Annotated in this window: 16 protein-coding genes and 2 pseudogenes; 17 read left to right on the top strand and 1 reads right to left on the bottom strand. The window is 35.2% G+C overall.

Features of this window, described 5'->3' with window-relative positions; all coding sequences use genetic code 11:
* Positions 1 to 11: 11 nt before the first annotated feature.
* The 17 genes and pseudogenes from BAOM_RS25260 (at position 12) to BAOM_RS22085 (ending at position 21,501) form a co-directional block, all read left to right on the top strand.
* Positions 12 to 887: a transglutaminase family protein gene (locus BAOM_RS25260; RefSeq protein ID WP_257467486.1), complete on the top strand. Its 876-nt coding sequence runs from the start codon at positions 12 to 14 to the stop codon at positions 885 to 887.
* A gap of 645 nt (positions 888 to 1,532) precedes the next feature.
* Positions 1,533 to 4,127 carry a hypothetical protein gene (locus BAOM_RS22155; RefSeq protein WP_127762150.1) on the top strand — a complete coding sequence of 865 codons (2,595 nt, stop codon included), beginning with the start codon at positions 1,533 to 1,535 and terminating at the stop codon, positions 4,125 to 4,127.
* A 583-nt stretch (positions 4,128 to 4,710) separates the two neighbouring features.
* Positions 4,711 to 5,439: a YveK family protein gene (locus tag BAOM_RS22150; RefSeq protein ID WP_127762689.1), complete on the top strand. Its 729-nt coding sequence runs from the start codon at positions 4,711 to 4,713 to the stop codon at positions 5,437 to 5,439.
* Between the two features lie 19 nt (positions 5,440 to 5,458).
* Positions 5,459 to 6,154 carry a CpsD/CapB family tyrosine-protein kinase gene (locus tag BAOM_RS22145; RefSeq protein ID WP_127762149.1) on the top strand — a complete coding sequence of 232 codons (696 nt, stop codon included), beginning with the start codon at positions 5,459 to 5,461 and terminating at the stop codon, positions 6,152 to 6,154.
* Positions 6,155 to 6,280: 126 nt separating this feature from the next.
* On the top strand, positions 6,281 to 7,045 hold the full coding sequence (locus tag BAOM_RS22140) for a tyrosine-protein phosphatase (RefSeq protein WP_127762148.1): 765 nt from the start codon (positions 6,281 to 6,283) through the stop codon (positions 7,043 to 7,045).
* Between the two features lie 625 nt (positions 7,046 to 7,670).
* Positions 7,671 to 9,494 carry a nucleoside-diphosphate sugar epimerase/dehydratase gene (locus BAOM_RS22135; protein WP_257467484.1) on the top strand — a complete coding sequence of 608 codons (1,824 nt, stop codon included), beginning with the start codon at positions 7,671 to 7,673 and terminating at the stop codon, positions 9,492 to 9,494.
* A 145-nt stretch (positions 9,495 to 9,639) separates the two neighbouring features.
* Positions 9,640 to 9,947 (top strand): annotated as a pseudogene (locus tag BAOM_RS22130) (polysaccharide biosynthesis protein); the annotation flags it as partial.
* A 280-nt stretch (positions 9,948 to 10,227) separates the two neighbouring features.
* Positions 10,228 to 11,472, top strand: a complete 1,245-nt coding sequence (locus BAOM_RS22125; protein ID WP_127762147.1) for an oligosaccharide flippase family protein — start codon at positions 10,228 to 10,230, stop codon at positions 11,470 to 11,472.
* Positions 11,473 to 11,669: 197 nt separating this feature from the next.
* The gene (locus BAOM_RS22120) at positions 11,670 to 13,001 is read left to right on the top strand and encodes a polysaccharide pyruvyl transferase family protein (RefSeq protein ID WP_164853314.1); all 1,332 of its coding nucleotides are present in this window, start codon (positions 11,670 to 11,672) and stop codon (positions 12,999 to 13,001) included.
* A 285-nt stretch (positions 13,002 to 13,286) separates the two neighbouring features.
* Positions 13,287 to 14,486 carry a hypothetical protein gene (locus tag BAOM_RS22115; protein WP_127762145.1) on the top strand — a complete coding sequence of 400 codons (1,200 nt, stop codon included), beginning with the start codon at positions 13,287 to 13,289 and terminating at the stop codon, positions 14,484 to 14,486.
* On the top strand, positions 14,483 to 15,622 hold the full coding sequence (locus BAOM_RS22110) for a glycosyltransferase family 4 protein (RefSeq protein WP_127762144.1): 1,140 nt from the start codon (positions 14,483 to 14,485) through the stop codon (positions 15,620 to 15,622). The genes BAOM_RS22115 and BAOM_RS22110 overlap by 4 nt, the downstream gene beginning before the upstream one ends.
* Positions 15,623 to 15,627: 5 nt before the next feature.
* Entirely contained in the window at positions 15,628 to 16,677 is a 1,050-nt protein-coding gene (gene galE / locus BAOM_RS22105) for a UDP-glucose 4-epimerase GalE (protein WP_127762143.1), read from the top strand.
* A gap of 54 nt (positions 16,678 to 16,731) precedes the next feature.
* Positions 16,732 to 17,334 carry a sugar transferase gene (locus BAOM_RS22100; protein WP_127762142.1) on the top strand — a complete coding sequence of 201 codons (603 nt, stop codon included), beginning with the start codon at positions 16,732 to 16,734 and terminating at the stop codon, positions 17,332 to 17,334.
* Between the two features lies 1 nt (position 17,335).
* Positions 17,336 to 17,953 carry an acetyltransferase gene (locus tag BAOM_RS22095; protein ID WP_127762141.1) on the top strand — a complete coding sequence of 206 codons (618 nt, stop codon included), beginning with the start codon at positions 17,336 to 17,338 and terminating at the stop codon, positions 17,951 to 17,953.
* Positions 17,954 to 17,972: 19 nt separating this feature from the next.
* Entirely contained in the window at positions 17,973 to 19,139 is a 1,167-nt protein-coding gene (locus BAOM_RS22090) for a DegT/DnrJ/EryC1/StrS family aminotransferase (RefSeq protein WP_127762140.1), read from the top strand.
* A gap of 135 nt (positions 19,140 to 19,274) precedes the next feature.
* The gene (locus BAOM_RS24675; protein ID WP_164853313.1) at positions 19,275 to 19,421 is read left to right on the top strand and encodes a hypothetical protein; all 147 of its coding nucleotides are present in this window, start codon (positions 19,275 to 19,277) and stop codon (positions 19,419 to 19,421) included.
* A 679-nt stretch (positions 19,422 to 20,100) separates the two neighbouring features.
* Complete coding sequence (locus BAOM_RS22085; RefSeq protein WP_164853312.1) at positions 20,101 to 21,501, top strand: glycosyl hydrolase family 28-related protein; 1,401 nt, start codon at positions 20,101 to 20,103, stop codon at positions 21,499 to 21,501.
* A gap of 346 nt (positions 21,502 to 21,847) precedes the next feature.
* On the opposite strand, the pseudogene BAOM_RS22080 reads toward BAOM_RS22085, so the two are convergent.
* Positions 21,848 to 22,141, bottom strand: a pseudogene (locus BAOM_RS22080) (ATP-binding protein); the annotation flags it as partial.
* Positions 22,142 to 22,198: the final 57 nt, after the last annotated feature.

The following is a 22,198-nucleotide window of genomic DNA, read 5'->3' as shown; positions in this document are numbered from 1 at the left end:
AGCAATAATTTTTGCATCTAGGGAGTGGATGGACAATGAAATATGAAATTGTACATAAGAATACCTTTTATTATGAAGATGATGTACAGCAAAGTTTAAATACGATTCGCTTAAAGCCGAGAAGTGATGCATGTCAGCGTCTGCTGTCTTATCGTAAAAAAGTAACGCCGACCTCCATGGCGAAGGAACATATCGATATATGGGGGAATTATGTAGAAAGTTTTTTTATTCCAGAGAAGCATCGTATTTTAGAAGTCGAAGCAACATCCGTTGTCAGCATTCAAAAAACACCATTTATTCATCAACTAGACTATTCACCAGAAATGAAATCAATCTTTCATTCAGCATTATTCCACGAACATTATTTACCCTTTTTAAATCGGACCGCTTACACGTATTTGGAACAGCATCAAATCGATGAAGTCGTTCGCGAAGTAGGAGATATAGACAATCCGATTCAATTTGCCCTACAGTTAATGAACTATTTGTTTGAAGTATTCGCATATGATACCGAAGCAACAACCGTGGAGACGAAGGCTGTTGAATCATTGCAGTTAAAACGAGGGGTTTGCCAAGATTACACCCATGTCATGCTGGGGATTCTGCGAGCACGCGGCATTCCTGCGCGATACATGAGCGGCTATTTATATGTTGGCGAGAATTCTAATCTCGTTGGCAGCGCTGCCTCACATGCCTGGGTAGAAATCATGGTCCCCGGTATCGGCTGGGTTGGGCTAGATCCAACCAACAACGTAGAAGCCATCGACAACCACATTTGCCTATCCGTCGGCCGCGATTACTCAGATGTCAGCCCGCTTCAAGGCGTCTATCATGGCGGGAACCATACGCTTGAGGTGGAGGTAGAAGTATCTAAGTCACACACCTAAAGTCGCCACCCCTAAAGTCACTCTAAAGTCACAGTGACTTTTCAAATTGTGGATATCTTGTGGATAAATTTGTTAACAAGTCCACCAAAGTATAGAGTAACAAAAAATGCATCCAATACTATTGGATGCATTTTTTTATGGCTGAGTCACAGTGACTTTCTAGAATGTGAATATTCTGTGAATAAAAGTTTTAGAATATTAGAAATATATTCTTTATAAAATATATTTAACCAGTATAGATATATATCGGAATAATTTTTTTAATTTTTTGGGTGTGGGTCTTAGGTCTAATATCACAATGTAGTTTCATATAAATGGGTTAGTTGGAAATGTTGGTATATAAGTAGTTGAGCTATCGTGACTATTGTAGCTGTTAATGTTAAAAAGATTACAAAACTAGTGAAACTTAACTCCTATTATGTAATGATTGTTATATTAATCTTTATATTGAGATAAAATTGATGTATGATAATTGCAGGGGAAAGAGACTAGAAAAAGTACCCTATATTGTAATATTAATGATAGTTTCTGTGAAAAAAGTAGCTTTTAAAGTCTGATAGGACCAGAAACTTGTAATAAGATAGGACTCTTATTCTATAGACGATAGAATGAGTAAGAGTTAATTTGAGGGGAGTATATTCTACTATGAGTAAAAAGAAAGCAATTAAAATCGCAACAGCATCGGCAATCGCTTTAACAGGAGCAGTAGCAGTGGCACAACCACAAGCAGACGCTGCAACAAACTCTGTTGATAAAGCGATCACAAAAGCTACAACACAAGTAAACAAAGCGTTTAACTTGTACTACAACACTGCTAAGAAAAGCAACAAACTTCCTAGCGGTTCTGCAATCAGAAAAGAAGTTAAGTTAGCTGAGCAATACTATGCAGCTGCACAAAAAGAAATCGCTGCAAAAGGTGGAAGCAAAAAAGCTGCTTACACTAAAAAATTAGAAGCAAGCAAAACTTCTTTAAACCGTGCGAAAAACTACGTTGCAGCAGTTAGCGTAACATTAAAAGCTTCAAGAACAGCTCTAGATTCAGCAATCGAATCTGGTACACAAAGCAAAGTTCTAGCAGCACAAACTGCATTAGACAAAAAAATTGCTGAGTTCGAAAAAGCGGTTGCAAAAGTATTCGGCCCAGATACTCGCCGTTTATTAACAAAAACTTACACAACTCCAGCTAAAGCAGAATCTGCTGCTGTAGATACTGAAATGAAAGTTTATACTGCTTATAAAGAAATCGAAAGCAAAAAATTAATCACAACAGATCTTGAAAAAGCTGGCGAAAAAATCGAAAGCGTTAAAGCTGACGTTGAAAAGTTAAAAGCTAAAGATACTAAATTAGCTAAAAACATCTTAAAAGCTGTTGAGAAAAACAACGCTAAATATGAAGGGGCACAAGGTTTTAAAGTTTTAAAAGTAAGTGCGATTAACGCAACTCAAGTTGAAGTGAAATTCAACAAAGCTGTAGATGCAGGGACAGTATTTGCAGATGGGAAAAGTGGAGCGTTTAAAACTGGTGCAACAGTTACTTTAACTTCTTTAGATGCAAAAGTATCAGGAGCTTTAACTGGTGAACTAAGCAAAGATGGCAAAACTTTAACAATCACTGCTGCAAATGAACTTTCAAAACGTTATGATTTAGTAATTGATGGCATCAAAGAAGTGAACGGAAAAGCATTAGTTAAATATGAAGAAACAATTAAAATTGAAGCAGATACTAAAGCTCCAACAATCGCTGGAACTGAACAAATTTCTGCAAACTTAGTTAAAATTAAATTCTCTGAGCCGGTACAAGCACATACTACTGCAACACTTAAATATGCTGATGGAAAAGCTGTTTCAAATGCATCAGTTAGCGTAGCTGAAGGAGCTACTGAAGTAGTAGTTGACTTATCAGATGCGGCTGTTGAAGTTAACAAGCCAATCACAGTTACTTTCATCGGTCTTAAAGATAAAGCTGGTAACCTTGTAACGCCAAACCCAGCTACAGTAGAAATCACTAAACAACAAGCTGATGGTGTTAAACCTGCAGTTGAATCTCTAACACAAACTGGTGTTAAAACTTTCAATGTTAAGTTCTCTAAAGATTTAGCAGCAGCGCCTACAGTTACTGTTTCTAATTACGATGTAGATTCAGTAGAAAAAGTTTCTGGTAACGAGTACAAAGTTACTGTGAAAACAAACCTTAACGGTGTTCAAAACGTAACTGTAGCTAGCTACAAAGATTTATCTAACCAAGCTGGTGAATCAGTAACTAAAGTCGTTACATTTACTGAAGATACAGCTGCTCCAAAAGCAACGAGTGCAACAGTAGTTGTAGGTTCTGACAACGCTGAATACCTTGAAGTTACTTATGATAAAGATGTTACAGAAGGTAAACTTGCAATCTCTGGTTCATATGTAAAAGATCATGTGACAACATCAGTAGCAACTGTTAACGCAGACGCTAAATATGCTTCAAAGGACAGCAAAAAAGTACTTCGCGTAGCATTATCAACTTTTGCAGCTGAGAAAGGTGCAGCTTATAAAGTTGACGTTGTTCCAGCAACTACAGGTGGTGTAGCAAGTCTTTCTGGAGTAGCTCCTGAAAAAGCTTCAGCTTCATTTACACGTGGTGAAGATGGTGCACAATCTAACACTAATAAATTAGCAGCTCCTGCACTTGCAGTAGTAGATAACAATACACTTACTGTAACATTTACTGGAGCAGTTGATGGTGCATCTGCAACAAACGCAGCTAACTATAAAGTTGACGGTGCTGTAGTTGAATCAGCAACATTAGCAGCTATTGCAGACGGTAAACAAGTAGTTACTTTGAAACTTAAAGCTAACTCAAATACATTTACAGGTGTTCGTAACATCACTGTTGAGAATGTAAAAGCTCTTGGTTCTACAGTAACTATGGATAAATTCGTTCAAAACGATCTATCTCTTAAAGAGAACGTTGCGCCTACAGTAACTTCTGCTAAACTTACAGCTAACAATACAATTACTTTAACTTACTCTGAAGCAGTAGTAACAACTGGTGCGAAAGAAGATTTTGAAGTTCTATATGGTGGTAAATCACTAGCTACTAAAGTTGAACGTAACGCTACAACTACAATTTCTATCCCTGCTGTTACAGCAGAACAATTAGCTCAAGGCTTATCATTAAAAGCTCTTGAAACTTTAGATATTGAAGATGCAGCTGGAAACAAACTTTCAGTACCAGCAAACATTACTGTAGCTCAGTAAGATTTGTGTCACAATGACTTTTCAACTTGTGGATATTCTATAGATAAACACAGCTGGAAAGGGGAGGGTCTATCATTTTTCAAAATGGTAGGCTCTCTTTTTTGGGTTTTCATAGATTAATTATGTCACAGTGACTTTTCAAAATGTGGATATCCTGTGGACAACCCCAACAAAAAAGGAGAATCCCTCATTTTCTTTAAAATGGTGGATTCTCCTTTTATTTTTCAAAAATCTCCCTAATTCTGATGGGCTTTTCGTGTTAAAATGGATAAGGTGTTCTTATTTTACGATATGTTATCTGTTAATAGCAGAAAAAATGAAACAATATCAACATCGAACTCATTCAAATCAGTGGGAATTTGAGGAGATTTAATCGATGAAAATGGATTAAATTGGTGTTTGTGATGAAGTGATCAAATCCTTCAATGGTGGGATTTTCTTTTGGGAGGGGTTAATGACATAGACTAAGAGTAGTGGTAATACTTTCTCATATAAAAAATCTAAATTTAGAAAAAATCTCAAAAAATGTATGCTATAATAATGTGTAGTTTTTGTCGAGAAATAATATATCTTGGAGGAAATGATGGAAGAGACGATTAGTTTACGAGAATTGTTTGAAACGTTAAAAAAACGACTGTCTTTAATTCTAGTTATCACCTTACTAGCTGCAGCGGTTAGTGGCGCAATTAGTTATTTTGTACTAAAGCCTGTTTATAAATCATCATCACAAATTTTAGTAAGCCAATCAGCGGCGGGCTCGTTAGCTTCGATTGCAGGCATTTCTTTAGATGATGACGCGAAATATATCGAAACGTACAATGTTATTTTAAAAAGTCCTTATATATTGGATCAAGTAATTAAAGAGTTGAAGATGGATACAACTCCTGAACAGCTAAATGGTAGTGTGAGCGTTACCCAAGAAGGTGCATCACAAGTCGTGACGATTAGTGTGACGAATAATGACCCAGCGGAAGCGGTACGTATTGCGAATGAAATTGCAGAAGTGTTCCAAAGAGAAATTGCACAATTAATGCGCATTGATAATATTACTATCCTTTCAGAAGCAGAATTAGCGGAGAATCCAGCTCCTGTAAAACCAGAGCCACTATTAAATATTGCGATTGCGATTGTCGTTGGATTAATGGCCGGAGTAGGGCTAGCTTTTCTACTTGAGTATTTGGATAACACAATTAAGTCTGAACAAGATATTGAAAAGCTGTTAGAGCTTCCTGTCTTAGGTGTTGTTACAAAGATTACCCCGAATGAGGAAACGGAATCTTCTTCAGTTTCAGTACAAAAGAAAGCAATATAAACTTGAGGTGAACATGCTAATGTTTGGTAAAAAAAAGAAAAACGAGCAACCTTTAAATCGGACGCTGATTACACATACGGATCCACGTTCGCCTATAGCTGAGCAATACAAAACGATTCGTACGAACATCGAGTTTTCTTCGGTGAGTGAATCGATTCGTTCTATAGTCGTTACATCATCAGGACCAGCAGAAGGAAAGTCAACGACTGTCTCAAATTTAGCCGTTGTCTTTGCGCAGCAAGGAAAAAAAGTATTGCTCATTGATGCCGATTTGAGAAAGCCGACTGCTCATTATACGTTTAGAAAAGACAATAGAGTGGGCTTAACGAATGTACTGACAAAACAAATGGAACTAAGCAAGGTTGTCTCTAGAACGGATATCGAAAATCTATATCTTTTAACAAGCGGCCCAATCCCGCCGAATCCAGCAGAATTGTTAGGTTCAAAGGCAATGGGCGAATTACTGGATGGTGCTTTTCAATCTTTCGATATGGTGTTATTCGATACGCCGCCAGTGCTAGCGGTGACAGATGCACCCATTCTAGCTAGTAAATGCGATGGTACGATTCTAGTTGTTCATAGTAATCAGACGGCTACCGAAGCTGCTAAAAAAGCGAAGGAGCTACTTATGGCAGCTCAAGCTAAAATTATTGGAAGTGTATTAAATGATAAACAGCAAAAAGAGAGTCATTATTACTATTACTATGGTAAGTAATTAATAAAAAAGTTACAAAAACATGACATAAAAACCTTTTTTTGTTTAGTTGATAGGTCTATAATAATGGTTATATATGGATAAAAAGGTCAGAGATACAATTTTAATACAAAAGGAGGATTTGCGATGATTGATATACATAGTCATATTTTGCCAGGTATCGATGATGGAGCTATGGATGAACAAGCAAGTATAGCAATGGCGAAACAAGCTGTAGCAGAAGGGGTTCATACAATTATCGCAACTCCCCATCATAAAAACGGGCAGTTTGAAAACAAGAAAGAATTTATTTTACAGCAAGTAAAGAAATTAAATGAGATTCTTTCAATAGAATCGATTCCTCTTACCGTACTTCCTGGACAAGAACTGCGAATTAATGGGGATGTTCTCGCTGACTATGAAGCAGGGGAAATTCTCACTCTTAATGGAACACAATACTTATTTATTGAATTTTCCTCAGGACATGTTCCACGCTATGCTGAGCAACTATTGTATGACATTCAATTAAAGGGGCTTACGCCGATTATTGTTCATCCAGAACGAAATCAAGAGCTTATTACAAATCCTGATCTGTTATATCAATTTGTCGAAAAGGGTGCGCTAACACAAGTAACAGCGGCGAGTATTACAGGAGGATTTGGGAAGAAAATTAAGAAGTTTTCGCATCAATTAATAGAAGCTAATTTAACCCACTTCATCGCCTCAGATGCTCACAACATCACAAGCAGAAGTTGCAACATGCAAGGAGCTTACAGTGAAATTGAAAAGGAGTTCGGCAAAAGCAGCGTCTGTTTGTTTATGGAGAATGCTGAGCTATTAGTAGAAGGAAAGCTAGTGTATAAGGAAATGCCGCAGAGGATAAAAACGAAGAAATTTTTAGGTTTATTCTAAAAAAACTTCATATCTTGTCAGAAACATTGACCGGTGAAGCTTCCTAACCGTTATCAACGGAAGCACTCGATCATACTGTGGGTGGCCTATATTCGCACACCTTAGACGCTTGTCGTCAGGAGTATGGTGTGAGGGTGGGTTAGATGCCCAAATTTATTATGTTAATTAAACTATATATTTATATTATCGTCCAATATATATAACTTTTAATAGATTTATTGAAAAAAATCCGATTTTTTTAGATGGTTAATGGGGATATATGTGTTTAACGTATTTTATCATTAACTATTTAACTTTATAAGGATTAATATCCGGGAAATAAAGGGGGAGAAGTAACTGTATGTTGTAATTTGGGTCTGAGCTGTATCAGGAGAGGAAACTTATCGTTAAGGAATTACTAATCCCAATGCTTATAATGGCCAGCGCTATCAAGCGAGTAATTTCGTCGAAGGCTTCACCTAATCTCATAATCATTAGGGAGATACATATTAACACCTGGAATTTTCATGTTCTTAGAACAACAAGAAACAGGTGCAGGTGAAGTACTTCGATTGATAAATGCAATTCTAAAAAATTAAGTTTAGTCAAATCATGAAACATATTTTATGTCAAGGAGGGATCGCAATTGGTTTATAAAAGACGGGTTCCGTTATTAGTTCTGTTGGACTCCATCATCGTGTTATTTGCAATATTTATTGGATACTTTATTTTAAATCCCTATATGAATGTGTATACGATTCCTATGCTATGGGTAAGCTCAATATCCTTACTTATAAGCCATCATGTATTTGCGACTATTTATCGTCTTTATCAAAAAGCATGGGAGTATGCAAGTGTTGGGGAATTAACAGCGATTGTGAAGGCTATTACGTTTTCGATTACGGTGACAGCGATTGTTCAACTTATCGTGACTCAGGATATTTATTTTCGGGTGTTAGGAATTACATGGATGTTGCATGTTATTTTAATTGGTGGTTCCCGGTTTTCATGGAGAGTTTTCCGAGACCGGCTTATTGCACCGAACCCCGATAAGAAACGGACACTAATTGTTGGAGCAGGTTCAGCTGGAACAATGGTGGCAAGACAACTTCTGAGAAATACAGATGCGGACCTTTATCCGGTTGCCTTTGTAGATGATGACCCTAAAAAATATAAACTGGACATCTATGGAATCGAAGTACAAGGAACTAGTAAGGATATTCTACGAATTGTAGAAGAATCAAACATCGAAAATATTGTCATTGCAATTCCGTCATTACAAAAACAAGAGATGAAAAAAATCTATGAGGAATGTGCAAAAACAAAAGCGAAGACGAAGATTATGCCATTAATAGAGGACCTTGTAACTGGGAAAATTTCTGTTAATCAAATGAGAGATGTTCAAGTAGAAGATTTACTTGGTCGAGAACCAGTGGAATTAGATATGAGCATGATTTCAAAAAAACTAACAGGAAAAACGGTACTCGTTACAGGTGCTGGCGGATCTATTGGTTCGGAAATATGCAGACAAATATCTAAATTCCAACCAGAAACATTACTTCTTTTAGGTCATGGTGAAAATAGTATTTACACAATTGATATGGAATTAAGAAAAAAATATGCCGATGAATTTGAAATCATCCCGATTATTGCAGATGTTCAAGATCGGGGCCGAATCTTTGATATCATAAATCAATATCGGCCAGATGTTGTATATCATGCTGCTGCTCATAAGCATGTTCCGTTAATGGAGTATAACCCGATAGAAGCGGTTAAGAATAATATTTTTGGTACGAGAAACGTAGCGGAGGCTGCTGATACGTTTGGAGTGAAAAGCTTTGTTCTTGTTTCAACCGATAAAGCCGTCAATCCCCCAAATGTGATGGGTGCGACAAAACGTTTTGCAGAAATGATTATTCAAAATCTAGCAAAGGAAAGTAAGACAACGTTTGTTGCTGTACGCTTCGGAAATGTACTTGGAAGTCGTGGAAGTGTTATTCCTCTATTTAAAAAGCAAATTCAAGCAGGTGGTCCAGTCACGGTTACTCATCCAGAAATGACAAGATATTTCATGACAATCCCTGAAGCTTCACGACTCGTTATTCAAGCCGGTGCTTTGGCCCGGGGAGGGGAAGTGTTTGTTCTTGACATGGGAGATCCCGTTAAGATTGTGGATTTGGCCCAAAATCTCATCACTCTTTCAGGATATACGGAAGAAGAAATTGGCGTTCAATTCTCTGGCATAAGACCTGGAGAGAAGTTATTTGAAGAGTTATTGAATGAAAATGAAGTTCAGGCAAAGCAAGTGTTTCCTAAGATTCATATCGGAAAGGCAGAGCCGATGGAGAAGGAAGCGTTATATTCTATGATTGAGACTTTGCCTTATAAGGATGTAGTAGAGTTGAAGGACATATTGGTCGGGGTTGCTAATACGAAGTTTAGTGGGCAGAAGCAAATAGTAGGATCTTGATTTAAAAAGTTAATGGATGAATTCAAAGCAACATGACTTAATTATTGCTTCCGTTAATTATTTTACAGATGTTATAAAAAAACAATGAAATAGAAAAAAATATTTTAGTTCGTGTTTACATGATTAATCTTATTATTATGGATTAGGTGGATTTGTACTAGTGACTCATCCGGAAATGATGAGATATTTCATGACGATACCAGAAGCATCACGACTTGTCATTCAAGCTGATCCCCTTACATGAGGTGAAGAAATCTTTGTATTGAATATGGGAGAGCCTATTAAAATTTTCAATTTAGTGACGAGCCTTATTCAGTTATCGGGCTATAGAACTGAGAAAATTGGAATTAAATTCTCAGCACTTCCACCTGGGAGGGAAAATGTTCGAGGATTTGCTTAATGAAAACAAAATTCATTCAAGTGAGTTATTTCCGAAAATTCACATTAGGAAGACTAGTAAGGTGGAAGGTGATACTATTTAGCTGTTTGTCCAAAATATATCTGAAAAAGATAGTAATCTAATAAGAGAACAGTTGATTGAGATTGCGAATACGAAAGAGAATCTAAAGACTGTGATAAAAGAAGCTACGTGGGTATAAGTAAGTATTGAAAATATTATTTCTTAATTTCAAAACTTGGGGATTTGGAGTTGTTTAAAAGTTATATTAGATTAAGCGTAAGTAGATTTAACTCACTCCAAATCACAAAAAATTAAATAAAAGGATTATATTCAATGAGGGGAAATTTTAAAAAGATATATGTGAACAATCAAAAAAAATTCAGTAAATTTTCTTGGTTGTTTTTTGGAAATGTTATTTATGCATTAAGCCAATATGTATTATTAATTACCATAGCCAAATTAGGTCAAATTGAAATGGTTGGCCAGTATGGTCTAGCTCTAGCATTAACTGCACCATTGCTTATGTTTTCAAATATGAATTTACGTTCAATATGGATTTCTGAGAGAAAAATGAAATTCGATGATTTTGTAGGTTCTAGAATAATAATTAATAGTTCTTTATTAGGCTTTTTTTTAATATTAGTTTTTTTTCTGGATTACAATGAAAAGACAAAAACAATTATATTATTAGTTTTTTGTCTTAAAATAATAGAATCGTTTAGTGATATATATTATGCCCAGCTCCAGAAACAACAAATGTTGGAGTCTATCGGCAAATCATTGATTTTAAAAAGCATAATATCAGTTGCTTTATTTTCTTTGTCAATGATTGTTTGGGGGAATCTAATTTTAGCCCTGTTAATCCAAATTTTTGGTTTTATTGTCTTATTCTATATTTATGAATATAGAATAGTAAATATTAATTTAAATTTTAAACTTTTTTTAAAAAAGAAAAACTTTAAATTAATAATTGTAAAAGGATTTCCGCTAGGTGTTGCAGGATTGTTAATTTCGCTCAATGTAAATATACCAAGATTTTTTATTGAAAAATTTCTTGATATATCGTTATTGGGATATTTTATAGCCATTAGTTACCTATTACAGTCTTTAAATACGTTTATCGCATCGCTCTCTCAGTTTTTTTTACCACTATTATCAAGAAAATATGATGAAGACCTTTCAATCTTTAAAGATATTTGTTGGAAAATAATAATATTTATGGTTGGATTTTCAATAATAATGATTTCTATTTTTTGGTTTTTAGGAGAAGAGATATTATTAGTTGTTTACGATAAAAGTTATATGGATTATAAAAATATATTAATTTTATTATCTATAGCATTTTCATTTAATTTTTTAAGTACAATGTTAGAAACTATATTAAATTCAATGAGGAAATATGTGATTCAATCCAAAAATGTATTTATTTCTTTTGTCTGTGTTACTATCTTTTCATTATTCCTTTTACCTTCATTAGGATTAGAAGGAGCCGCTTATGCTATTATTATTTCAGCAGTATTAAGGATGAGTGTTAACTTTGTAGTATTTGTAAGAACAATAAAGTTAAGTAATATTTAAGTAGAAGAAAAAGGTACCACAGGTCTATTAGAAACTTTACAATCTCGTTCTAAAAAGCGTCAACATAAAGATAAGGAAGGCGCGAAATCAGTGTCGTTATCGAGGAGACTGTCAATATATATGTTAATTCTAGGAAGTATATTAGTAATTAAGGATTCTTAGCACTAAAATAAATATAAAAAGGTTGGTTGCTTAAATTGGATAACTATTTGTTGGTTCCGGGAAATACAGATTTAAATAGGGGAGATCAAGCGCTAATTTGGGAATCTATAAGAATTATTAAAGAAATTGATTCAGAAGCCGACTTTGCGCTTCTTAGCACAGGGGAGACTGAGGAGGAAAAGTATTTACAATCATATCAAACCAAAGAGATGGGATATAAATTTTTTAATCCTTTAGTAAATCACCCAGGACGCGGAGAAAAAGAAAAAAACAAACAATATTATTCTAAAGTACAATATATTAAATGGGGAGTAAGAGCAATTAAAGATTTAATTCCCAGAGTTTTAATTTTGCCAAATATCAAATTATTAAATAAAATTGGCTTTAAATTTTTATCGGAAGATTTTACAGAAACATATAGCATTTTAAAAAATTCAAAGGCTGTAATATTTAAAGGTGGAGGTTTCATTCATAGCTATGGTGCTGTTACTGATTCTTATGTAATGTTTTATTTTTTATACTATGCTATGCTTGCAAAAAAGTTTAATATTAAGGTTATTTTTATGCCTAATTCATTTGGTCCTTTTAGAAATAAGTTAGCTACAATTTTAATAAAAAAAGTATTACAAAATGTTGAACTAATTACTGTTAGGGAAAAAATTTCTCAGAGTGCACTTAGTCATGTGATACAAAAACGGCCGCCTTTCTACCCTGACTTGGGTTTTTTTATGCCTTCAGATGAAAGTTTTGACGCAAAGGGTTATTTAAAAAAACTAAAGGTTCCTTTTGATAAAATAAAAGTTGGTATAACTGTAAGACCTTATAGGTTCGACGGACATCCTAATCCGGAGGAGGCATATGCTAAGTATATAAAAAGTTTCACAGAATTTATTGAATATCTCATTGCTAAGCATTATCATCCAGTTTTAATAGCGCAAACCATGGGACCGAGTTATAATGAAGATGATAATGAAGCGATTAAATTAATTGTTTCGAAGCTTAAGGAAAAACATATAAGTGTGATTTCTGATGGAAGTCTTAATGCTAAAAAAATAAAAAAAATATATAGTTGTATGAACTATGTAGTCGGAACACGTTTTCATTCAGTTATTTTCTCATTATCGTCTAATGTACCTTCTATAGCAATTTCATATGGAGGGAATAAAGGTAAAGGAATAATGGAAGAGATGGGTTTGTCTGAATTTGAAATACCTATAGAAGATTTAAGTGAACATTCTTTAATAGAAACGTTTAAATCAATGGAATTAAATAAAGATAGCTATATTAGTCAAATAGAAAGAAAAATGAAAGAGTATTTAGTTGCAAGAGAGGAATTGAAAAAGGAAATAAGAAGGGTGTTAAAGTAATGTTATGAAAGGTTAATGTTAGAAATTCCAATTATTTTAGATAGGAAAATGATTGGGGATATTGAAAAAATTGGAGAATGAATATCTATACAAGATAAGAAAGTTAATATAATTTAAGGGGCTTCACTGAAATATATATTGTCCTTAGTAAATTCCTTTGTCTATAATAATTTGGATTGTATGTATGAAGTTGTTTTTTATGTCAAGAACAGAATTTGATATTGAACCTAATTTATTAGTATTAAAAAAATATCTTGTGATTCTTATAATATCGAGGACGTATAAATGAACAGAAATATAAGTTTACTTGCCTTTTTTACTATTGTATATTGTTTTGTTTATTTTGTATTATCTAGCATCGTTTATTTTATTAGCTTGTCTCAAGGTTATGGCGGACTAGCTCTTCCACTATTTGGTGGAGGGGATGACGGTAAAAGATATGCTCAAGAGGCCATCAATGTCGCAAAAGATTTGCCAGCTACGCTAACGTCCATTCATGCACTTGTTTTAGGATATGTTTTAAAGATTTTCCATTCGGAAAATCTTTTTTTATTGAAGGCTTTTAACTATTTGGGTAATGTATTGTTGGCACTTGTCTCTTTAGTCATATTGAAAAGGACGGTAAAGGCACCTAAGGTATATAATGTGTCAGCATTTGTTTTATTGTTACTATTAATTTGTTATCCTAGCTTATTATTAAATTCGAGTATGTCAATTATTCGGGATGCTTGGATTTGTCTATATTACCTTTTAGCAATTTTATTCTTCTCAAATATATTTATGAAGGGTAATCATAAAAGTATTTTATTGAACATCGTATTTCTAATTATTGTAGTATATCTCTTATTTGGATATCGTGAGTATGCGCTACTAAGTTGTATAATGGGTTCCCTTCTTTATTTATTTTTCTTGAAATCAAAGAAACCCAAGCGCAGTAATAAAAAAATAATTCTTTTTTCTCTGATTTTATTTGCTATTGTATACACATCATTACGTTCTTATACTATACCAATTGTTAATATGTCTTTGCAGGATGCCTTAATGTATCGACAATCTGGTATAGAATTATTTACTGGTGGAAGCCAAATGAATATTTCTCTTGATCAGTCTAATGTTGTTTTGTTTTTAATTAATTACGTTTATAGCATTATTAGTAATGCTTTTGGGCCGTTTCCATGGCAAATCACGGGTGTTTCAACCTTACTTATTTTCTTGACAGAAAGTTTATTCTTTTCGTTTGTTTTTATATTTCTGTATAAAAGAAAGCATATTTTTTCAAAAATGGATTTATTATTGATTACCCATTCAATTGTCTGGTTCATGTTGATTGGCATTACGAATGATAATATAGGAACTGCTGCTCGCTTAAGAATGGTGGGATGGATTCCGGCATTAATTGTATTTGCAAAATATTTTGGTTTATATTTGATATCTAAAAGAACTGAGAAAAAAGTAAATGAGGAAAAAGAAAGTGGGATATTATGAAAGTATTATTTGTAGCTTCTGTTTTTTATCATCTAACCACCTTTCATGTCCCTTACATGAGGCTACTCCAAAGCAAGGGATATGAAGTATGGGCAGCAGCGGATGGAAATTCGGAATTAAAAGCATTGTTAGAAGAAAAAGGAGTTCGATGTATAAATGTCGCATTTTCGAGGAGTCCTTTGTCTGCATCTAATTTTAAAGCATATCAGCAAATGAAACAGTTACTTCGTGAACAGGAGTTTGAACTTGTTCATGTACATACACCAGTTGCTGCGTTTTTGACGAGATTGGCGTTTAGTGGGCAGAAGAAAGGTAAAATTCTTTATACGGCTCATGGCTTTCATTTTTATGAAGGAGCACCGAAAAAGAATTGGTACATTTTCTATAATGCTGAAAAGATGGCCCGAAAATGGACGGATGGCTTGATTGTAATGAACAGTGAAGATCATCGTAATGCAATGAAGTTGGGCTTTCGAAAAGATGAGGTCTTTTATGTACATGGTGTCGGAGTTGATATTCCTAATTATTCGAAAAGTGATTCTGAAATAGAGCGTATAAAAAAAGAACTAGATATTAAGCCAGATAGTCTTATCATTTCATTTGTAGCAGAATTGAATGACAATAAAAATCATCAATTTTTACTTCGAAATTGGAAAGTAATTGTTGAGGAGTGTCCGAGGGCAGTATTATTACTGATTGGTACAGGTGATAAAGAGGCCGAATGGCGTCAGTATATAGAGGATAATAAATTATTGAACGTAAAGGTGCTTGGTTATCGAAATGATGTGCCAGAGATATTGAAGGTGACGGATATTGTGACGTTATTATCAAAGCGAGAGGGGTTGCCGAAAAGTATTATGGAGGCAATGGCATATAAGATTCCATGTATAGTAACAGATACAAGAGGATTGCGCGATCTAATTAACGATGGAGAGAATGGTTTTGTTGTACCCCATGAAGATGACGTCCGTATTCAGCAAGCATTTATTGATATGTTACAAGATGTTAAACTAAGACAATCAATGGGGGAACGGGGTTATGAACTTGTCCAACCATATGCGATTGACCGGGTGTTGAAAGAATATGAGTTAATTTATAGGAAATATTTGAACTTCAACTCTATAGAAAAGGAGTGAGAGAGATGTCTATATTGGTGACTGGAGGAGCCGGCTTCATTGGAAGTCATACAGCTCTTTTGTTGTTGGAAGCGGGTTATGAAGTCGTCGTTGTCGATAATTTTTCTAACAGTAAGCCGGAAGTGATAAGTAGAATGGAGTCATTAGCAGGTCAGAAGATTCCTTTGTATGAAGTTGATTTACGTGATGAGATAGGGTTGTCGACCGTTTTCGAGAACCATCAAATAGAAGCAGTTATTCATTTTGCTGGGCTAAAAGCTGTCGGAGAATCGGTTTCGAATCCTCTATATTATTATGAAAATAATATAGGAGGTACGATTACGCTGTGTCAAGTAATGGAGAAGTATAATGTGCATAAGATGGTATTTAGTTCATCTGCTACTGTTTATGGAAAACCAGATCAAGTGCCAGTTGCGGAAAATGTACCACTTCGTTCAACGAATCCGTATGGAAGGACGAAATTGATGATTGAGGAGATATTACGAGATGTTTATATATCTAATCCAGATTGGAGTATTGCGCTGCTTCGTTACTTTAATCCATTAGGTGCTCATGAAAGTGGTAAAATTGGTGAAGACCCGAATGGAATCCCGAATAACTTAATGCCATATATTACACAAGTGGCAATTGGAAAACGTGATGAGTTACTTGTATATGGTGGAGATTATGAAACTCCGGACGGTACAGGAATTCGTGATTATATACATGTTACTGATCTTGCAATGGGACATTTGAAAGCATTGCAAAGAGTTAAGAATGTAACAGGTGTAGAGGCTTATAATCTGGGTACAGGGACAGGATATAGTGTATTGGACGTTGTACGTGAATTTGAAAAAGTGACAGGTGTTAAAATTCCGTATCAAATTGTTGAACGTCGCCCAGGTGATATTGCGGAATGTTATGCGAATCCAAATAAGGCGGAGCGTGAACTAGGATGGAAAGCAGATAAGACACTCGCTGATATGTGTCGTGATGCTTGGAAGTGGCAGAAGGTTAATCCGGAGGGATATTCAGAAAGTCTACAGAAAAAATTTGATAGTAGTATTAAAAATTGAAAATCTTAATGTGTATAAAACTAATGAAGTTAATTGATAAAAGCGGGTGTTTAAATGAAACGAATCTTTGATTTTGTGTGTTCATTGATGGGACTGATTATGTTGTCACCAGTTATTCTGGTTACTGCCTGCCTAATTTGCTTAAAACTCGGTTCACCTGTTATTTTTAAACAACAACGCCCAGGTTTGCAGGGCAAGCCTTTTTTTGTGTATAAATTTAGAACTATGACGGATGAGAGAGATGAAGATGGGGAACTACTGCCTGATCATGTTCGCTTGACATCATTTGGAAAGTTGTTGCGCAAACTTAGTTTAGATGAGTTACCACAGCTGTTTAATGTATTAAAAGGTGATATTAGCTTAGTCGGTCCTCGTCCTTTGCTGATGGAGTATTTGGACTTGTATACTCCAGAACAAGCACGTCGCCATGAAGTTCGTCCTGGTATAACAGGCTGGGCGCAGGTGAATGGTCGGAATGCAATTTCGTGGGAAGAGAAGTTTAATTTGGATGTATGGTATGTGGAGAACCGCTCTTTTTGGTTAGATATAAAGATTTTGTTCATGACAGTGTTGAAGGTATTTAAGTCTGAAGGGATTAGTCAGACAGGGCATGTGACAATAGAGAAATTTAAAGGTTCGAAAGGGCGGGGAGCATAAAATGAAGCCCATTATTGTGATTGGTGAAGGGGGCCACAGCAAGGTTATTCAGGATATTATTTCTGCTAGTGGAGTTTATACAATCATTGCTATCTTAGACGATAAATATACTGAGCTTTTCGAGAAAGATGGTATTAAGATAGGCCCAATATCTGAGTTCTCTAAATTAGAATCTTCTGAAGCTATTATTGCAATTGGTAGCAACCATATTCGTAAAAAAATAGTGGAAAGACTTGAATGTGTAACTTATGCAACACTTATTCACCCCTCAGCTATTATTAGTCCTTCTGCAAATATTGCGGAAGGAACTGTTGTGATGGCGGGGAGTATAATCAATGCTGATACTATTATTGGGAAGCATGCAATTATTAATTCTTTAGCTGTAATAGAACATGATAATAACATTAGAGACTATGCACACATTTCTCCAGGTGCTATTTTAACCGGTAATGTACAGGTAGGAGAGGGGACACATATTGGGGCAGGAGTTACTATAATACCGGGGAAAAATGTTGGAAATTGGTCTATAATTGGAGCGGGGGCCACTGTGGTTCAGGATATTCCTAATGATGTAACCGCTGTGGGAATACCAGCGAAAGTATTAAAGCATTTAAATTAACAGACTGAAAGGTGATTATATGTCTAACTATTCAAGAATTTTCCTTTCCTCTCCTCATATGAGCGGAAATGAGCAAAAGTATATTAATGAAGCATTTGAAACAAACTGGATTGCACCACTTGGACCGAATGTGGATCAATTTGAGCGTGAACTTTCGGACTATGTAGATGTACGTGACGCAGCTGCTACAAGTTCAGGAACAGCTGCAATTCATTTAGCATTGCAATTGCTCGAGGTTGAACAAGGTGATGTCGTATTTTGCTCGTCGTTAACGTTTATTGCAAGTGCGAATCCAATTGTGTATCAGGGAGCAGAGCCGGTATTTATTGATTCAGAACCCGATACGTGGAATATGTCACCTCTAGCATTGGAGCGGGCACTTTTGGACGCAGAGTATGAAGGGAAGCTTCCTAAAGCAGTTATTGTTGTGAATTTGTATGGACAAAGTGCTAAGATGGATGAAATTATGGCAATCTGTAATCGATATAGTGTGCCAGTGATTGAAGATGCAGCTGAATCCCTTGGAGCGGAGTACAAAGGTAAGAAGAGCGGTACATTTGGTAAGTTTGGGATTTATTCGTTTAATGGTAATAAGATTATTACTACGTCCGGTGGTGGGATGCTGGTATCCAATGATGAAGCAGCCTTGAAAAAGGCACGTTTTTTAGCTACACAAGCACGGGATCCAGCACCTCATTACCAGCATAGTGTGGCAGGTTATAACTATCGCATGAGCAATATTTTAGCTGGTGTTGGACGAGCACAGTTGGAAGTATTGAATGATAGAGTAGCAGCAAGACGATCTATTTTTAATCGATATGTAGAAGCATTTGGTAATATTGAAGGTATAAACTTTATGCCGGAACTTGAAGGTACACTACATAACCGTTGGTTGACAACGTTGACTATCGATCGAGAAGAGCTTGGTGTATCACCAATGAAACTAATTGATGCTTTAGCAGAAGAAAACATCGAAGCCCGTCCAGTTTGGAAACCACTTCATTTGCAACCGTTGTTTGAAGGGAAAAAGTATTACATGCATGAAGAAGGACGAAGTGTGTCAGATAAGTTGTTTGCAAATGGTCTATGTTTGCCTTCGGGATCAAATATGACCGAAGAACAGCAACAGCGTGTGATTGATAAGGTGTTAGATGTGGTGCATAGTAATAAAGTAAGAATAAGTTGAGATTGGTGTATATAAATCATAGTGGTTATTGATATATTACCAATTATTATAAGTGAAAAACATATTGTTAATTTTATGTAGTGAGAGAGGGCTATCGGTTGATAGCCCTCTATTTTTATATAGGGAAATCTTACAATGATATCAAGTGTAACCAAGAAGGCTTTTCATCAATTACTTCAAGAGGCAGTTGATAATAAAGGGAGGTCTATGCCGAATCTAACAGTAAGTAAATCAGTAGAAGAACTATCTATTAAATTAAGTGGGAGTTTTAAAAAGAGTTAATTAAATTTTTTTCTAAAAGGATAGGCCTGGGGGATGCGTGGTAGGTATGTTGCGATTATTTATTAGACATTTAAAATCAACACGGTTGCACAGGATATAAGGGAATCTTGCAAGTTTTCGATATTTTCTATGGGATTTGCTAAAGAAAAGTACAAATACTCCAGGAATTCACTCCTAATTATTCTGAATATAGGTAAAACCTTTAGTATAACAGAGTGTTTCAATCCTTCTACAGATTACTTCACAGGAAAGTCAATTTAAAAAATCCAATTGTTATTATAATGCAATAGATACCTTGAAAGATGAACTAATAAAAATAAACAATGCTTACAGTAATCCATGATGTTAGTCTAAGAAATGGGCACGATAAATAACGATTCTAGTATAATTAGAAGAACGAATAAGAATGAGATGTCCAGTATGGAAAAAAGTTACGATAAGGAATTTAAACTATATGCAGTAAAAATGGTCATAGAGTGGCACTGGCATTTAAAAAATGTAGTGTTTGGTAATTTAGAATATGCACTATTTAGTGTATATTCATCGTTTTACATGCAGTGGCGGGTATGATAGGCTCGTGCACGAAGCCTACTACCTGTTCCTTTGTGATAAGTTATATCCGCAGAAGCTCCATGTAAAGTGTTCAAAAGTGGCAAACGTTCACAAGGAGGAATATTCTTTGAAAAGAAGGAACTTATTACGGTTTTTTTTACTTTCTATTTTCACTTTTACTTTTGGCTGGATAATAAAAAAGGTAAGTGAAAATACGATACTGCAACGAGGCGATTCTGGGGAAGTTACGGAATCTGGTACTAATGAAATTAAGCTTTTAACGGAAAAGTTGGCGGATAATGCAAAGAAACTTAATGGATGGATTGATGTTACTCAAGCCCCATATAATGCGAAAGGGGATGGAGTAACAGATGACTGGCAAGCTATTCAAGATGCAATAAATGCAGGAGATAAAATATTTTTTCCTCATAAGAGATTTAGATTATCTAATTCTTTGTCATTTAACTCAACAAAAATACTTGAAGGTTCTGGATGTGGTTTGGATTATTCTACTTCTAAAACCGTTTTGGAATTTGATGAAGGGGTAGCAGGAATCATACCTATGACAAATAATGCAGCTTTTACTGAAATATCAAATATATGTCTATATTCAAAATCAGTTGATTCTGGTACCGATGACGGTATAAAAATCGAATCAAATAGGGTTAACTTGAGAAATGTCCTAATAGAAGGGTTTGGAAGACATGGAGTGAATTTAGATTCTACAGGCGTTAATAGTAACTTATGCCAATTGTCTAATGTACGTGCTTATCGAAATAAAGCAAACGGATTCAATTTAAGCGGTGGAGTAGATAATAATGTAATTACTTTAGATAAATGTGATGCCTCAGTAAATGGTGGATGGGGTTTTTACAATACAGCTAGGCATACTCTACATTTGAACTGTCACGCTTCGCAAAATACACTAGGGGCAATCTATGATAATGGTAATTCTAATGTCTATTTTATGCCTTATATTGAGAAAGGGGAAGGAGATACTGCAATAATTGATTCAGCATCAAGCACAGGAACATGGATAGCGGGTCAATATGCGGCTGTATATCCTACTGTTCATGCTAAAGCTCAAACTTCATGGACGATACTTTTTGGTTCATCTTTCACAAGAAGGTTAAGAATAGATAACACTGAGGGACCAACGACAGGGAAAACATACGAGTTTGATTCAGGTGTTTATAAGAAGGATTATTTTAGATTGAGAAATGCCACTGATTCAAAAAATATTTTTGAAATAAATTCAACAACATCACGTTTTAACTTCTTTATACCTGTTGCTTTTACTCCTGTTACAGCTAGCACCGTAAACAATAGTGTTTTTGTCGATGGTGCGGACAATATCCTTAAATTCAGAGATAATGCAGGCAGAACGGGAAATATATCTCGTTTTGTAAGTGTTCCAGCCTCAGCAACCGCAACAGGAACTCCTGGTGATTGGTCGGCTGATGGGAATTATATGTATGTTTGTTATTCTGTAAATAAATGGAATAGAGTAGCCGTAGACGCATGGTAATGTTTTATTAAAATTTAAATGAATGAACAAGCTATCTAGAGACAATTTCTGTTTTCCATGAAGGTATATGTCCTTAGAAATCGCATAAGGCTTGCGGAAACCTGAATGCAGAAGCGGAAAACACGATGTGTTCGCCCTTTAAAAACATTAGCTTCTCCCAGTCGAATTGGGGCTGACGGCCGAATTGAAAATCATGAGGGATAAAGGCTTCATGAATTTATTTTCTGCGTTTAGCAACGATTTTATGTATATTGGAGGTAACTCCTTTATAAGAAAAAATGGACCTGCCGCCCCCCTCCCCCCCCCCGCTCGGCTGGTGTCAACAACGGATTAAAATTCCCTTTTTTCAACGATTTATGACAGCTGGCTGAATGCCGGCTTTTTGCTTCTTACGAAGCCTGTAAGAGCCTCCCTTAATATTAAATGTAGTGGCGTGATGTAGAAGTTGGTCTAGTATTGCTGTTGCTAATACTTCATTTCCAAATATTTTCCGCCATTCAGTAAATGACTTATTAGATGTAATAATCAAAGATCTGCCTTGTTCATAACGTTTAGAAATAACCTGAAAGAATATATTTGCACTTAGATTATCAAAAGGAAAATAGCCTAATTCATCAATAATCAATATGTTTGGCTTGCTCCAACGTTTTATCACCATTGCTAACAATTTCTATTCTTTGATTTTGATCGAGAGGTA

It is taken from the genome of Peribacillus asahii (assembly GCF_004006295.1).
GTDB lineage: Bacteria > Bacillota > Bacilli > Bacillales > DSM-1321 > Peribacillus > Peribacillus asahii_A.
The sequence above is the reverse complement of the archived record's forward strand: the minus strand, read 5'-3'. Positions and strand labels throughout refer to the sequence as shown.